The sequence below is a fragment of the Streptomyces sp. NPDC043996 genome (assembly GCF_056435225.1).
Genome location: NZ_JBWKEY010000001.1, coordinates 564,757 through 579,077, shown reverse-complemented (window position 1 = coordinate 579,077; position 14,321 = coordinate 564,757). Strand labels below are relative to the sequence as shown.

The 14,321-nt window shown below is 72.3% G+C and carries 14 protein-coding genes; 6 read left to right on the top strand and 8 right to left on the bottom strand.

The annotated features are described in order from the left end of the window. Positions 1-98 precede the first annotated feature (98 nt). On the top strand, positions 99-1,376 hold the full coding sequence (locus AC07A4_RS02550) for a thymidine phosphorylase (protein ID WP_478591878.1): 1,278 nt from the start codon (positions 99-101) through the stop codon (positions 1,374-1,376). Positions 1,377-1,732: 356 nt separating this feature from the next. Further along, positions 1,733-2,089 carry an STAS domain-containing protein gene (locus AC07A4_RS02545; protein WP_478591875.1) on the top strand — a complete coding sequence of 119 codons (357 nt, stop codon included), beginning with the start codon at positions 1,733-1,735 and terminating at the stop codon, positions 2,087-2,089. On the opposite strand, the gene AC07A4_RS02540 is transcribed toward AC07A4_RS02545, so the two are convergent. Further along, positions 2,000-2,983, bottom strand: coding sequence for a sigma-70 family RNA polymerase sigma factor (locus tag AC07A4_RS02540; RefSeq protein WP_478591873.1), 984 nt, complete (start codon positions 2,981-2,983; stop codon positions 2,000-2,002). The genes AC07A4_RS02545 and AC07A4_RS02540 overlap by 90 nt on opposite strands. Positions 2,984-3,159: 176 nt before the next feature. Continuing rightward, complete coding sequence (locus AC07A4_RS02535) at positions 3,160-4,452, bottom strand: MFS transporter (protein ID WP_478591870.1); 1,293 nt, start codon at positions 4,450-4,452, stop codon at positions 3,160-3,162. 63 nt (positions 4,453-4,515) lie between these two features. Between AC07A4_RS02535 and AC07A4_RS02530 the strand changes: the two genes are divergently transcribed. Continuing rightward, entirely contained in the window at positions 4,516-5,478 is a 963-nt protein-coding gene (locus AC07A4_RS02530) for a LysR family transcriptional regulator (RefSeq protein WP_478591868.1), read from the top strand. Between the two features lie 378 nt (positions 5,479-5,856). Next, the gene (locus AC07A4_RS02525; RefSeq protein ID WP_478591865.1) at positions 5,857-7,578 is read left to right on the top strand and encodes an FAD-binding oxidoreductase; all 1,722 of its coding nucleotides are present in this window, start codon (positions 5,857-5,859) and stop codon (positions 7,576-7,578) included. A gap of 97 nt (positions 7,579-7,675) precedes the next feature. Here AC07A4_RS02525 and AC07A4_RS02520 read toward each other — a convergent pair whose 3' ends face one another. After that, positions 7,676-8,440 (bottom strand): alpha/beta hydrolase, encoded by a 765-nt coding sequence (locus AC07A4_RS02520; protein WP_478591862.1) that lies wholly within the window; start codon positions 8,438-8,440, stop codon positions 7,676-7,678. 102 nt (positions 8,441-8,542) lie between these two features. Between AC07A4_RS02520 and AC07A4_RS02515 the strand changes: the two genes are divergently transcribed. Together AC07A4_RS02515 and AC07A4_RS02510 are read left to right on the top strand one after the other, a co-directional pair. Then, the gene (locus tag AC07A4_RS02515; RefSeq protein WP_478591860.1) at positions 8,543-9,736 is read left to right on the top strand and encodes an adenosine deaminase; all 1,194 of its coding nucleotides are present in this window, start codon (positions 8,543-8,545) and stop codon (positions 9,734-9,736) included. A 131-nt stretch (positions 9,737-9,867) separates the two neighbouring features. After that, on the top strand, positions 9,868-10,326 hold the full coding sequence (locus AC07A4_RS02510; RefSeq protein ID WP_478591858.1) for an ATP-binding protein: 459 nt from the start codon (positions 9,868-9,870) through the stop codon (positions 10,324-10,326). Between the two features lie 70 nt (positions 10,327-10,396). Here the strand turns inward: AC07A4_RS02510 and AC07A4_RS02505 are convergent, their stop codons facing one another. The 5 genes from AC07A4_RS02505 to afsQ1 all read right to left on the bottom strand — a co-directional run bounded on the left by AC07A4_RS02505 (position 10,397) and on the right by afsQ1 (position 14,213). Further along, positions 10,397-10,600: a PspC domain-containing protein gene (locus tag AC07A4_RS02505; RefSeq protein ID WP_478591856.1), complete on the bottom strand. Its 204-nt coding sequence runs from the start codon at positions 10,598-10,600 to the stop codon at positions 10,397-10,399. A 100-nt stretch (positions 10,601-10,700) separates the two neighbouring features. Further along, entirely contained in the window at positions 10,701-11,249 is a 549-nt protein-coding gene (locus tag AC07A4_RS02500) for a VanZ family protein (protein ID WP_478591854.1), read from the bottom strand. A gap of 92 nt (positions 11,250-11,341) precedes the next feature. Next, positions 11,342-11,947, bottom strand: coding sequence for a hypothetical protein (locus AC07A4_RS02495; protein ID WP_478591852.1), 606 nt, complete (start codon positions 11,945-11,947; stop codon positions 11,342-11,344). Beyond that, on the bottom strand, positions 11,944-13,638 hold the full coding sequence (locus AC07A4_RS02490; RefSeq protein ID WP_478591849.1) for an ATP-binding protein: 1,695 nt from the start codon (positions 13,636-13,638) through the stop codon (positions 11,944-11,946). Before AC07A4_RS02490 ends, AC07A4_RS02495 begins: the two co-directional genes overlap by 4 nt. Beyond that, positions 13,536-14,213 carry a two-component system response regulator AfsQ1 gene (gene afsQ1 / locus AC07A4_RS02485; RefSeq protein WP_030562528.1) on the bottom strand — a complete coding sequence of 226 codons (678 nt, stop codon included), beginning with the start codon at positions 14,211-14,213 and terminating at the stop codon, positions 13,536-13,538. Before afsQ1 ends, AC07A4_RS02490 begins: the two co-directional genes overlap by 103 nt. Between the last annotated feature and the right edge of the window lie 108 nt (positions 14,214-14,321).

Below are 14,321 nucleotides of genomic sequence, written 5' to 3'. Positions count from 1 at the left end.
GAAAGGCCCCCGCCGTCGGCGGGGGCCTTCTTCAACCCCCCTCTCTATGCGCGTAGAGTCCCGTCTGCGCACGACTTTCACTGCCGGAAGGACTTGTTATGGACGTCATCTCCGTCATCCGTACGAAGCGGGACCGGGGCGAGCTGAGCGACGAGCAGATCGACTGGGTCATCGACGCGTACACGCGCGGCGCCGTCGCCGACGAGCAGATGTCGGCCCTGGCGATGGCGATCCTCCTGAACGGCATGAACCGGAGCGAGATCGCCCGCTGGACGGCGGCGATGATCGCGAGCGGCGAGCGCATGGACTTCTCCTCGCTCTCCCGCCCCACCGCCGACAAGCACTCCACCGGCGGCGTCGGCGACAAGATCACGCTGCCGCTCGCCCCGCTGGTCGCCGCGTGCGGCGCGGCCGTGCCGCAGTTGTCGGGACGCGGCCTCGGCCACACCGGCGGCACCCTGGACAAGCTGGAGTCGATCCCGGGCTGGCGCGCCCTGCTCTCCAACGAGGAGATGCTGGACGTCCTGAACGGCGTCGGCTCGGTCATCTGCGCGGCGGGCGACGGCCTGGCCCCCGCCGACAAGAAGCTGTACGCGCTCCGCGACGTGACCGGCACCGTCGAGGCCATCCCGCTCATCGCCTCCTCGATCATGTCGAAGAAGATCGCGGAGGGTACGGGCTCGCTGGTCCTGGACGTGAAGGTCGGCACCGGCGCCTTCATGAAGACCCTCGACGACGCCCGTGAGCTGGCCTCCACGATGGTCGGCCTCGGCACCGACCACGGCGTGCGCACGGTGGCGCTCCTGACGGACATGTCCACGCCGCTCGGCCTCACCGCGGGCAACGCGCTCGAGGTCCGCGAGTCCGTCGAGGTCCTGGCGGGTGGCGGTCCCGCCGACGTCGTGGAGCTGACCCTCGCGCTCGCCCGCGAGATGCTCGACGCGGCGGGCCTGCCCGACGCCGACCCGGCGAAGGCCCTCGCCGACGGCTCCGCGATGGACGTCTGGCGCCGCATGATCGCCGCGCAGGGCGGCGACCCCGACGCGGCGCTGCCGGTGGCGCGCGAGACCCACGTCGTGACCGCGCCCGCCTCCGGCGTTCTCACCCGCCTCGACGCGTACGACGTGGGCGTCGCCGCCTGGCGGCTCGGCGCGGGGCGGGCCCGCAAGGAGGACCCGGTGCAGGCCGGGGCGGGCGTCGAACTGCACGCCAAGCCGGGCACCGCGGTGGTCGCCGGGCAGCCCCTCCTCACCCTCCACACGGACACCCCCGAGCGCTTCGCGTACGCCCTTGAGTCCCTCGAAGGCGCCTTCGACATCGCCCCCACGGGCACGGCGTTCACGGCGACCCCGATCATCCTGGACCGCCTGGTCTGACATCCCTCGCGGGGCGCCCCAGGCCCGCCCCTTCCCGCTCCGGGTGCGGCTGCCCCCGTTCCCCCGCTCACAGACATTGGCGCTTCGCGCCTCGTCCTCAAACGCCGGACGGGCTGAAACACCCGCACCCGGGCTTGAAATACCCGCATCCGGGAGATCAAGCCCAGCCCGGCACCATCAAGCCCGTCCGGCGATTGAGGACAAGCGCGGAGCGCGGCGATTCAGCCCGTCCGGCGTTTGAGGACGAGGCGCGGAGCGCCGATCACGGGGTCCGGGGCGGAGCCCCGGTTTCGGGAAGGGGCGGGGTGGGGGACAGCGCACCGATGAGTTCGCCCGCCCCGCCCGGTCCCCCCTACGTGGCAACCTCCCCGAACCTCATGGTCATCACGGGCCCCGTCCGCCAGGACGACATCCCGGCGCTCTGCGCCGAGCTGCGCCGCCTGGCCGAGGCCGGCCCTCCCGAGGTGGTGTGCGACCTGCGCGCCGTCACCACCGCGGACCTGCCCACGGTCGAAGCCGTCGCCCGCCTGCGCCTGGCCGCCCGCAGGGCGGGGACGGGGCTCCGGCTGCGGGACCCCACCCCGGCCCTGTGGGCGCTCCTGGGCCTCGTCGGCCTGGCGGAGCTATGCGTCGAGGTGGAGCGGGACCCCGAACAGCGGGAACCACCGCTCGGTGTCGAGGAAGCAGTGGAATCCGGCGACCCGGCCTCCTGAGATCTCGATGACCTGGACCGCCCAGGGGCTGAAGCCGCCCTTCTCGGGATCGGGCTTGTACTGCGCGAAGGCGGGCGTGCCGTTGGCCTCGACGGGGATGAGCCGCGAGCCCGCGCAGGCCGCGCCCATCGTGGACATGAAGCCCGTGATGTCCTGCGGGCCGCGCAGCCACAGGTCGAACGGGGGCATCGTCATCACGGCGTCCTCGTGGAGGAGGGCGGTGAGCGCCGCCATGTCGTACCCCTCGAAGGCCTTCACATAGCGGTCGAGGAGCTTGCGCTGCTCGTCGTCGAGCGGGTCGGACGTCGCCGTGTCGTCCGCCGGGCGCTCGGCGAGCGTCGCGCGGGCCCGCTGGAGCGCGCTGTTGACGGACGCGACGGTGGTGCCGAGCAGCTCGGCGACCTCGCTGGCCTTCCAGGCGAGGACCTCGCGCAGGATCAGCACCGCCCGCTGCTTGGCGGGCAGTTGCTGGAGGGCGGCGACGAAGGCGAGCCGCACGGACTCCTTGGCGACGGCGGCCTCCTCGGGGCCGCCGGCGGTGGGCAGCACGCGCGCGTCCGGTATCGGCTCCAGCCAGACGTGGTCCGCGCGGGGGTTGAGGGCGGCCTGCGCGAGGGGCGTGGCGGCGGTCAGGTCCATGGGGCGGGCGCGGCGGTTGCCCGCGTTCAGCATGTCCAGGCAGACGTTCGTCGCGATCCGGTACAGCCAGGAGCGGAGGCTGGAGCGGCCCTCGAACTTCTCATAGCTGCGCCAGGCGCGGACCATCGTGTCCTGCACGGCGTCCTCGGCCTCGAAGGCCGAGCCCAGCATGCGATAGCAATACCCCGTCAGCTCGACGCGGTGCTTCTCCAGGCTCGCGTCCAGCTCCGACGTCGCCCCTACGGTCCTGCTCATCCCGACCCACCCCTGTGCCTCTGCCGTACCGATGCGGAAGTGCCAGCACCTCGGAAGCTACCGCAGCCCACTGACAACGGCTTCCGGAGCGGTGAAAACGGCAGCTCACAGGGGTCGTTTGCGCTATGGGGGCGGCGCGGGCCCGACCGCCCGCGCCGCCCCGGCGCACCATGGCCTCAGTGGTGGGCGCCCACGGCCGTCACCCGCGCCACGCGCGTCCCGTACAGCGTGATCCCCACGACGCCCGCCACCGCGAGCACGCCGAGCGCGACCGTGCCGCCCCAGCCGCCGGAGTGGAAGGCCATCGCGCCGAGCGTGCCGCCCGCGCTGGCGCCCGCGTAGTACGCGGACTGGTAGAGGGCCGAGGCCTGCGCGCGGCCCGACGTGGCCGTGCGGCTCACCGAGGAGGAGGCGACGGCGTGGCCCGCGAAGAAGCCCGCCGTGATCAGGACCAGGCCGAGCAGGACACCGCTCAGCGACGACGACAGGGAGAGCAGCAGCCCGCCGGTGGTGGTGCTCGCGGCCAGGTAGAGGGCCCCGCGGCGGCCGAGCCGCGCGACGAGCTGCCCGGCGGCCGCCGAGGACGCCGTACCGACGAGGTAGACCAGGAAGATCGACCCGATGACGCCCTGCGGCAGCGAGAACGGGGCCTCGGTGAGGCGGTAGCCGATCACGGTGTAGACGGCGCCGAACACCGTCATGAACAGCGCGCCGATCGCGTACAGACGGCACAGCAGCGGGTTCGACAGGTGTGAACGCACCGTGCGGGCCAGGGACTTCGGGCTCAGCGTGCCCGGGGTGAAGTGGCGCGCCGCGGGCAGCAGCGCGCGGAAGGCGAGGGCGCTCAGGACCGCGAGGACGCCGACCACGCCCACCGCCCAGCGCCAGCCCCAGGCCTGCGCGACCCAGCCGGTGACGATGCGGCCGCTCATGCCGCCGATGGAGTTGCCCGCCACGAACAGGCCGATCGCGCCGACGAGCGCCCGGGGCCGCACCTCCTCCGCGAGGTAGGCCATCGCGGAGGCGGGCAGTCCGGCGAGCGCCGCGCCCTGGACGGCGCGCAGCGCGATCAGCGCGCCCACCGACGGGGCGAACGGCACGAGCAGGCCGACCGCGGCGGCGACGGCCAGCGATGCGGTCATCAGGGTCCGGCGGCCGAAGCGCTCCGAGAGGGCGCTCAGCGGCAGCACGAACAGGGCGAGCGCGCCGGTCGCGGCGGACACCGTCCAGCTCGCGGTGGACGCGCTCGCGCCCAAGTCGGCGGAGATCAGGGGGAGAAGGGCCTGCGTGGAGTACAGCAGGGCGAACGTGGCGACGCCCGCCAGGAAGAGCGCGAAGCTCATGCGGCGGTAGCCGGGGCCTCCGGGTGCCATGCGGGTGTCGTGCGCGGCGGTGGGCTCGGGAGCGGGGGACGACGGAGTGAGGGCGACCGCGTGGGTGGCGGACGCCCCGCTACTGGCAGGAGGCATGTCACGAACGTAGGACCGCCCGGTCTCATGCGTCCAATGCATAAAACGGCGATAATCCATCCCATGATGCATCAGCAGAGGTCAGCGGCCCGTCTGTCGCAGAACAGTGACACAGAGGACACAGATCACATCGTGCGGCTGCTCGCCCCGCGCCTGGCGTACTTCGCGGGCGTCGCCCGCACCGAGCACGTCACGCGCGCGGCGCGCGAGCTCCAGGTGCCGCAGTCCACGCTGTCGCGCGCGCTGGTGCGGCTCGAGCGGGACCTCGGCGTCGACCTGTTCGCCCGCCACGGGCGCACGGTCTCGCTGACCCCGGCCGGGCGCACCTTCCTGGCCTCCGTCGAGCGCGCGCTCGCCGAGGTCGGCCGGGCGGCGGAGTCCGTGCGCGCGGACGCCGACCCCGCGTCGGGGAAGGTGGCGTTCGGGTTCCTGCACACCATGGGGTCCGAGACCGTGCCGGGGCTGATCCGCGCCTTCCGCGCCGATCATCCGAGGGTGCGGTTCAGCCTCGTCCAGAACTACGGCGAGGCGATGATCGAACGGCTGCGCGCCGGGGAGCTCGACCTGTGTCTGACCTCGCCGGTGCCGGACGCCCCCGACCTCGTCGCCCGGCGCCTCGACGAGCAGCGCCTCAGGCTCGTGGTGCCGGACGACCACCGCCTCGCCGGGCGCAAGCGGGTGCGGCTCGCCGAGGCCGCCGACGAGGCCTTCGTGACGCTTGAGCCGGGGTACGGCCTGCGCCGGATCACCGACGCGCTGTGCGCCGAGGCCGGGTTCAAGCCGCGGATCGCGTTCGAGGGGGAGGAGGCGGAGACCCTGCGGGGCCTGGTGGCCGCCGGGCTCGGCGTCGCGCTCCTGCCGCCGCCCGCCGTGGCCAGGCCCGGCGTGGTGGAGCTGACGGTCACCGGGCAGCGGGCGGTCAGGGAGATCGGCGTCGCCTGGCTGGACGGGCATCCGGACACCGCGCCGGTGGCGGCGTTCAAGCGCTTCCTGCTCGGCAGGCGGGGGCAGTTGCTGCCGCGGTGAGGGCCACAGGGCCACAGGGCCACAGGGCCGCCGGTAGCGCCCGGGAGCCGCCGGTCGCGCCCGGCAGTCGCCCATAAGGCCCCCGGAAAAGTCCCAAAAGGCCACGGGAGACGTCCCGTTAGGGCCCGGGGTGAGTACGGGGTGAGCACGGGGTGCAACGGCCCGACGGAATGCCCTGAACACACCGGAAATGAATAGGACTTGCCAGTAGGACGAGTTGCACATGGTGCAACCAAATAGGTTTTCGCTGGCAGTTCGGACAGTTTTATCGATCCAGGTATTGCGTCACACCAGTAATGGTCATCTAGGCTCACGATCGATCATCGTTCGATGCTCCTTCAACTTCTTCACCATCCTTTCCTTGGGAGGAGTCTGACCATGGGCAAGATCGACCAGACCGGACCCGAAAGACCTCTGGGACGCAGGTCCCTCCTGACCGGCGCCGCCGCCGTCGCCGGTGGGGCGGCCCTCGCCACGACGGTGCCCGCGAGCGCCCAGGCCGCACCCCGCTCCGGCGCCGCGGCCGCCGCCTCCGCCGCGGCCGACCCGCAGTCGGCCGCGACGCCCGACTACGTCACCGTCAGCCCCAGCGACCCCCGCTTCCCCGACCTCGTGCGCGGCACCAACCAGCGCTGGGTCGCCAAGCCCGACTACGTCCGCCTGGTCACCACCACCGCCCAGGCCGTCCGGGCCGTGCAGGACGCCGTCACCGCGAACAAGCGCCTGACCGTGCGCAGCGGCGGCCACTGCTACGAGGACTTCGTCTACAACAAGGACGTCCAGGTCGTCATCGACATGTCCGGGATGACGCAGGTCTACTACGACAGCGCGAAGAACGCCTTCGCTGTCGAGAGCGGCGCCTCCAACCTCCAGGTCTACGAGACGCTCTACAAGGTGTACGGCGTCACGCTCCCGGCGGGCTCCTGCGCCTCCGTCGGCGCGGGCGGCCACATCTCCGGCGGCGGCTACGGCCTGCTCTCCCGGCTGCACGGCCTGACCGTCGACCACCTCTACGGCGTCGAGGTCGTCACGGTCGACAAGAACGGCACCGCCAAGGCGGTCGTCGCCACCCGCGACTCCACCGACGCCGCGCTCAAGGACCTGTGGTGGGCGCACACCGGCGGCGGTGGCGGCAACTTCGGCCTGATCACCCGCTACTGGCTGCGCACGCCCGGCGCCACCGGCACCGACCCCTCCAAGCTGCTCCCGAAGCCCCCGTCCGAGGTCTTCGTACACGCCACGGCCTTCCCCTGGAAGGACATGACGGAGGCGTCCTTCACCCGCCTGCTCCAGAACTGGGGCACCTGGCACGAGCAGAACTCCGCGCCGGACTCCAAGTACAACTCGCTGTTCGGCCTCCTGAAGCTGAACCAGAAGGCCAGCGACAACGCGCAGATCGCCCTGCTCACGCAGATGGACGCCACCGTTCCCAACGCCCAGGCCCTCCTGGACGACTACCTGGCCGCGATCTCCGCGGGCGTGGGCGTCACGCGCCAGGCCATGACCCTGCGGTCGGGCGAGCACGCGGCCATGCCGCAGTTCGCCAAGCCGCGCACGCTGCCCTGGTACATCGCGACCGACTGGCTCAGCGGCGGCAACCCCACGCTGTACGGCAAGTACAAGTCGGCGTACGCCCGCAAGGGCTTCTCCGTCACCCAGATCAAGGCGATGTACAAGCACCTGACGCGCACCGACTACAGCAACGGTGACGCGCTGGTCCAGATCGACTCGTACGGCGGCCGCATCAACGCCGTCAAGCCCGGCGACACCGCCGTGCCGCAGCGCGACTCGGTGCTCAAGCTCCAGTACCAGACCTACTGGACCGACGCGGCCGAGGAAGCCAAGCACCTGGCCTGGATCCGCGAGTTCTACAAGGACGTGTACGCGGAGACCGGCGGCGTCCCGGTGCCCGGCGACATCAACGACGGCTGCTACGTGAACTACCCCGACAAGGACCTCGGCGACGCCGCCTGGAACACCTCGTCGACCGCGTGGAACAGCCTCTACTACAAGGACAACTACGCCCGCCTGCAGAAGACGAAGGCGGCCTGGGACCCGAAGGACATCTTCCGGCACGCCCAGTCGGTCCGCCTGCCGTAACGGCCGAGGTTCCCCGCGCCCCGAACGGAAGCGCCCCGAAGGGGCGCGGGGAACTGCGCGACCAGCCACGACACACCCGCGGACGGCGACGAAGCACTCAGCCCCGCGGCGTTCTCCCGAAGCCGGAAGCGAGCGGCATCCGCAGCCCAATGGGCGGCGGAGCCGCGAGCGCGTCTTCTAATGGCCGGGCGAAGGCGTGCCCGTACAGCGCCCCCTGGACGAAGTCGGCCGCCAGGGCGAGGACCTCGTCGTGGTGCTGGCGCAGCCGGTGGCCGTCGGAGTGGACCTCGAAGCGGCACACGTCCCGGTTGCTCTTCTTCGCCCGCTCGGCCAGGCGGAACGACAGCTCGGGGTCGGTCCGCTCGTCGTTCGTGCCGTGCACGATCAGGACCCGCCGCCCCGCCAGCTGCTTGACCGGCTCGGGCGGCGCCGCCACATCGTCCTCCGGCAGCCACGGGGCCAGCGCGAGCACCGCCTCGACGGCGCTGTGCCCGCCCGCCCGCAGCGCCGCACGGCCGCCCATGTCGACCCCGGTGAGGCACACCGGCACATCGCCGTAGCGGCGCACCACCTCGTCCGCCGCCCACTCGGCGTCCCGCGCGAGCTGCGCCTCGGCCCCGTTCCAGCCGCTCGTCCGGTAGTGCACCGTGTGCACCGCCAGGCCGTCGTCGCGCCCGGCGCGGGCGAGCCGCCGCCCGAGCGAGCGCACCGCGGCGGTCGCGAGCAGGGAGGGCTTGCGGGCCGACGTCGCGTGGCCGCCCGGCAGGAGCAGCACCGCCGCGCTCACCGTCGAGGGACGCGTTCCGATCACGCGTCCGAGCCTGGCCGTGCGCGCGGGACGGGAGGTCGCTTGCTGAGCCATGGCAGAACAGTGTCAGAAGTCGCGGTGCATGCCACCCGTCCGCCGGGTCACTGTTACGTATCGACCAGTGAGTTCTACGCGCGTAGGAGTTAGAGTGCGAAAATGACGAGCCAGATCAACAAGATCACAGAAGGAAGCGGTCACACGGGCCGTGGCACCGCCCCTGGAATTCCGGATTCCGAACAGATCCGCCGCGCCCCCAAGGTCCTCCTCCACGACCACCTCGACGGCGGCCTGCGCCCCGGCACCATCGTCGACCTCGCCCGGGGATGCGGCTACGAAGGCCTCCCCGAGACCGACCCCGACAAGCTCGGCGTCTGGTTCCGCGAGGCCGCCGACTCCGGCTCCCTGGAGCGGTACCTGGAGACGTTCGCGCACACCTGCGCCGTCATGCAGACGCGCGAGGCCCTGATCCGGGTCGCCGCCGAGTGCGCCGAGGACCTCGCCGAGGACGGCGTCGTCTACGCCGAGATCCGCTACGCCCCCGAGCAGCACCTGGAAGCGGGCCTGACCCTCGAAGAGGTCGTCGAGGCCGTCAACGAGGGCTTCCGCGAGGGCGAGCGCCGCGCCAGGGCCAACGGCCACCGCATCCGCGTCGGCGCCCTGCTCACCGCGATGCGGCACGCCGCCCGCGCCCTGGAGATCGCCGAACTCGCCAACCGCTACCGCGACTCGGGCGTGGTCGGCTTCGACATCGCGGGCGCAGAGGCGGGCTTCCCTCCCACCCGCCACCTCGACGCCTTCGAGTACCTGAAGCGCGAGAACAACCACTTCACCATCCACGCCGGTGAGGCCTTCGGCCTGCCCTCCATCTGGCAGGCCCTCCAGTGGTGCGGCGCCGACCGCCTCGGCCACGGCGTGCGCATCATCGACGACATCAAGGTCGCCGACGACGGCACGGTCCAGCTCGGCCGCCTCGCCTCGTACGTGCGCGACAAGCGCATCCCGCTGGAGCTGTGCCCCAGCTCCAACCTCCAGACGGGCGCCGCGAGCTCCTACGCCGAGCACCCCATCGGCCTGCTCCGCAAGCTGCACTTCCGGGCCACGGTCAACACCGACAACCGCCTGATGTCCGGCACCAGCATGAGCCGCGAATTCGAGCACCTGGTCGGCACGTTCGGCTACACGCTCGACGACATGCAGTGGTTCACCGTCAATGCCATGAAGTCGGCGTTCATTCCTTTCGATGAACGACTCGCGATGATCAATGACGTGATCAAGCCCGGCTACGCCGAGCTGAAGTCCGAATGGCTGTTCCGCCAGACCGTCTCCACCAGCGGATCTGTCGACAGCTAAGCGGATTTTGTACGTCAACGAAACGGCCGGGAGCCCCCACTCCCGGCCGTTTCGCGCTGTTTGCGGGCCGTGCTGAAGGCTGTTTAACGTCGAGGACCGCTCAACGCCCCCGTATCAAGGACGCATTGAAGATGAAGCAGTCTGCCGCCAAGACCCTCGGTGTCGCCGCGCTCGGTGCCGCCTTCGCCGCAGTGGGCGCGGGTGCCGCGAACGCGGCCTCCACCGTGCCTGACCCCACCAGCGCCCTGGAGACCGTCACCTCGACGCTGCCGCTCGACCAGGCCGCGAGCACGCTGCCCGCCGGTGCGCCCGAGTCCCTCGCCGCGGGCCAGAGCGCCCTCGCGTCGGGCCTGAGTGCCACCCAGCCCGCCCTGGAGCACTTCGCCCCGGCCGCCGCCCTGCCCGCCACCGCGGCCGAGCAGGAGGACGACCAGGGCGAGGACAGCGACAAGGCCGCCGCCAAGCCGAAGCCCAAGCCCGCCCCCGACCCCGCGACCCAGCTGCTCGGCGGGCTGCCCACCGGCCCCGTCGCGGCGCCGGGCCTGCTCGGCAAGGGCCTGCCGACCCAGGGCCTCGGCCTGCCGCTCTGACCGCGGCCGTACGCGACTGACGGGGCGCACCCTTAGGGGGTGCGCCCCGTCAGTCGCGTACGGAGACCGGTCACCAGGCCGTCTTGGCCCGGGAGCCCTCGGCGGGCAGCAGCACCCAGAGCGCGAGGTAGAGCAGGAACTGGGGGCCCGGCAGCAGACAGGACACCGCGAAGATCACCCGCATCGTGTTCGCGGAGGTGCCGAAGCGGCGGGCGAGGGCAGCGCACACTCCGCCGATCACGCGGCCGTGGGAGGGGCGGACAAGGGCGGTCATGGTGGCTCCTTCATGGACCGTGGACGGGTCGGGAGGCCCCGGTGTCCGGGTGACCTCGTTGACCTCCACCGTAGGAGCACGAAGCGGGCGAAACGTCAGGCTAGGGGGCGATCCCGACCCTGGGAATCTTCGGGGTCGCCCCCTGAGGGGCCTCCTCCCGGGAGCGGTGCGCCCGGGGCCGCGTGCCCGCACGGCGGCGCAGCCTGGCGCGGGCGGCGGGCACCACGGCGAGGTGCGCGAGGCCCACGCCCACGGTGTTCAGGAACAGCGAGTCGACGTCCACGACCTGCCCCGGCACCCCGGTCTGGAGCAGTTCGATGCCCAGGGAGAGCAGCGCCCCCGCCGCGACCGTACGGGCCAGGGACGCCAGCGGCGACACGTCAAGACGGCCGCCCACCAGCGGAAGCAGCACGCCCAGCGGCGCCAGCAGCAGCAGCGCGCCGCCGATCTGCCGGGTCGCCTGCCGGGGCCCGCGCGCCAGGTCGGCCTTGATGCCCGCCAGCGGCTCCAGGTTCGCCGCGCTCACCCAGGGCACGTCCAGTGGCCGCAGCGTGATCCACGCGACGACCAGGAGGTGCGCGACGAGGAGGGCCCCTCCCGCCGCGCGCAAGCGAATGGCGGCACCGCGCCCGCCCGAGCCTTGACGCACGCCCCCCAAGACGCGGGAGGCGGCGGGATCGGTTCCGCGTGAGTAATAAAGCCCGGACGAACGGGAGGAGCGGGCGGCTGCGACCCCAGCGGTCAGGACTCCACCGGATACGACGGCAGCGCCACCGACCCGGGCCGGGCCCGGACCTCCGGCGGGCACTCGTAACGCCGCAGCGCGGTTCCCGCAGGGCCGCCCAGGACGACGGACCCGCCGTCCGACGCGGCGCTGTCCGCGTACGTGCACACCAGCTGCGCGAGCGCGGTCGGCGGCAGCTCCTGCGGCCGCCTGCTCAGCCGCAGCGTCTCGTCCGGCTCGCCACGGCGGGGCCCGCGCACGGTCATGCCGCGGCGCACCTCCGTGGCGTACCCCGCCTGCTTCTCGTCCTCCGACGGCGGCGCGGACAGGTCGTTCAGGAGCGCCTGCGCGATGCGGGCGCGGTCCGTGGCGGCGGTCCCCGCGGGGATGCGCACCGTCCGGTCGACGGCGGCGAGCCGCCCGGAGCACACCAGGAAGACCTGCACGGGCACGCCGGTGGCCTCGTCCCGCGCCGAGAGGCCGGTGGCCGAGGTCCCGCACGGCACCCGTGAGGGCGCGGCGCCGAAGTCGGTGGGCACCTCGGTGGAGCGGATGCCGCAGCCCGCGAGCAGGGTGGTGAGCGCGGCGGCGGCAAGGGCGGCGCTCAGGCCTCGCCTGGTCATGTCTCTTCCCTGCCTTCGTCGGAACGTTCCCCGGCCGCCTTGCCTTCCGCGCCCTCACGCTCGGGCTCGGGGGCCGTCAGCGGCGAAGGGTCCCGCGGCAGCCGCAGCGTGAACACCGCGCCGCCGCTGAGCGAGTTGGCGGCCGTGATCTCACCGCCGTGGATGTGCGCGTTCTCCAGGGCGATGGACAGGCCGAGCCCGCTGCCCTCCGACCGCGGCCGGGACGCGCTCGCCTTGTAGAAGCGGTCGAAGACGTGCGGCAGGACGTCCACGGGGATGCCGGGGCCGTGGTCGCGCACCGCGATGACCAGGCTGTCCCCGTCGAGCCGCACCGACACCTCCACCGGGGAGCCGCCGTGCTTGAGCGCGTTGCCGATGAGGTTCGCCAGGATCACGTCCAGGCGGCGCGGGTCGAGGCGGGCCATCACACCGCGCTCGGCGTCCAGCTCCACCGCGTCCAGCCAGGCGCGGGCGTCGATGCAGGCGGTGATCTGGTCGGCGATGTCGACGTCGTCGAGGACGAGCCTGGCGGTGCCCGCGTCGAAGCGGGTGACCTCCATGAGGTTCTCCACCAGGTCGTTGAGGCGCCGGGTCTCGCTGACCACGAGCCGCACCGCGGGCTCGATCATCGGGTCGACGCTGCCGGTCTCGGCGTCCAGCTCCTCCTCAAGGACCTCCGTCACGGCCGTGATCGCGGTCAGCGGGGTGCGCAGCTCGTGCGACATGTCCGCCACGAAGCGGCGGCTCGCCTCGTCGCGGGCGCTCATGTCCGCGACCTTCTTCTCCAGGTTCTCCGCGGTGCGGTTGAACGTACGGGAGAGATCCGCGAGTTCGTCCGTCCCCGACACCCGAAGCCGCGTGTCCAGCTTGCCCTCGCCGAGACGGCGCGCGGCGACCCCCAGGCGGTGCACCGGTTTCAGTACGGTCGTCGCCGCGGCCTGCGCGAGCAGCGCGGACCCCACCAGGGCCAGCGCCGTGGCGATCGCGAGAGACCAGCCGAGCGAGCTCAGGTCCTTCGCCTCCGGCTCCAGGGACTTGAGCATGTACCCGGTCGGCCCACCACCGACGATCTTGGTCCCGCCGACGAGGTAGGGCGTGCCGTGCTCGACGGTCCGCTGCCAGTACAGGTGGTACGGGCTCTTGTTGCCGTCGTCGAGCGCCTGCTCCTTCTTGACGGCGTCGCGCAGCGCCTCGGGCACCTTGGCGAGCGTGAACTCGTCCAGGTCGGAGTAGCCGAAGACCCGCTCGCCCCGGGCGTTCTCGCCGACCAGGAGCACGCTGTAGCGCTGGCTGCTCTTGGCCATCTGCCCGGCGGCCGCCTGCAGCGCGTCCTGCGTCGGGTTCGGCGGCAGCGCGCCCGCGCGGGTCTGCATCTGCTGCCGGAAGTCCTTCAGGGCCGCGTCCTGCGCGCGCGTCAGGACGGCCTCGCGGTTGAGCCAGTACGCGATGCCGGACGCCGACACCGCCGCGGTCAGCGCCACCAGGGCGAAGACCACGACGAGGCGAAGGCGCAGACTCGTGAAGCGCAGGCCGGACAGGATCGCCTTGCGGGCCGCGGGCAGGCCGCGGCGCTGGTCGTGCGGTGGGGTCACTGAGGCGTGTCCAGCCGGTAGCCCACGCCGCGCACCGTACGGATCAGCGTCGGCGACGACGGCACGTCCTCGACCTTGGCGCGCAGGCGCTGCACGCACGCGTCCACAAGCCGCGAGTCGCCCAGGTAGTCGTGCTCCCACACCAGGCGGAGCAGCTGCTGGCGGGACAGGGCCTGGCCGGGACGCCGGCTCAGTTCGAGCAGGAGCCGCAGCTCCGTCGGCGTCAGCTGGAGGTCCTCGCCGTTCTTCGTGACGGTCATCGCCGCCCGGTCGATCACCAGCGAGCCGAACGTCGCCGCGTCATTGGCCTCGCGCTCGCCGCGCCGCAGGACCGCGCGGATCCGGGCGTCGAGCACGCGTCCCTGCACGGGCTTGACCACGTAGTCGTCGGCCCCCGACTCCAGCCCCACGACCACGTCGATGTCGTCGCTGCGCGCGGTCAGCAGGATGATCGGCAGCTGGTCGGTGCGCCGGATGCGGCGGCACACCTCGAAGCCGTCGATGCCGGGCAGCATCACGTCCAGCACGATCAGGTCCGGCCGCTGCTCGCTCAGGAGCTTCAGACCGTCCTCGCCGGTGGCAGCAGTGGCCACCCGGTGGCCCTGGCGCGTCAGTGAGAGCTCCAGGGCCGTCCGGATGGCGTCGTCGTCCTCGATCAGCAACAGGGAAGGCACGAACGTCATTCTGTCCCATGGCGCGGGCGCAGTTCGACTGTTGACGGGCCTCCCACACCGCACCCACACGAGCGAACGCCTCCGCCGATCTTGAATAGGGGGAGGTGG

Excerpts from the sequence above, each read along its gene's own strand:
- AC07A4_RS02495 (WP_478591852.1), bottom strand. The coding sequence starts at position 11,947 with ATGACCAGGCGAGGCCTGAGCGCCGCCCTTGCCGCCGCCGCGCTCACC.
- AC07A4_RS02515 (WP_478591860.1), top strand. The coding sequence starts at position 8,543 with ATGACGAGCCAGATCAACAAGATCACAGAAGGAAGCGGTCACACGGGC.
- AC07A4_RS02530 (WP_478591868.1), top strand. The coding sequence starts at position 4,516 with ATGATGCATCAGCAGAGGTCAGCGGCCCGTCTGTCGCAGAACAGTGAC.
- AC07A4_RS02535 (WP_478591870.1), bottom strand. The coding sequence starts at position 4,452 with ATGCCTCCTGCCAGTAGCGGGGCGTCCGCCACCCACGCGGTCGCCCTC.
- AC07A4_RS02520 (WP_478591862.1), bottom strand. The coding sequence starts at position 8,440 with ATGGCTCAGCAAGCGACCTCCCGTCCCGCGCGCACGGCCAGGCTCGGA.
- AC07A4_RS02550 (WP_478591878.1), top strand. The coding sequence starts at position 99 with ATGGACGTCATCTCCGTCATCCGTACGAAGCGGGACCGGGGCGAGCTG.
- AC07A4_RS02525 (WP_478591865.1), top strand. The coding sequence starts at position 5,857 with ATGGGCAAGATCGACCAGACCGGACCCGAAAGACCTCTGGGACGCAGG.
- AC07A4_RS02505 (WP_478591856.1), bottom strand. The coding sequence starts at position 10,600 with ATGACCGCCCTTGTCCGCCCCTCCCACGGCCGCGTGATCGGCGGAGTG.
- AC07A4_RS02540 (WP_478591873.1), bottom strand. The coding sequence starts at position 2,983 with ATGAGCAGGACCGTAGGGGCGACGTCGGAGCTGGACGCGAGCCTGGAG.
- AC07A4_RS02510 (WP_478591858.1), top strand. The coding sequence starts at position 9,868 with ATGAAGCAGTCTGCCGCCAAGACCCTCGGTGTCGCCGCGCTCGGTGCC.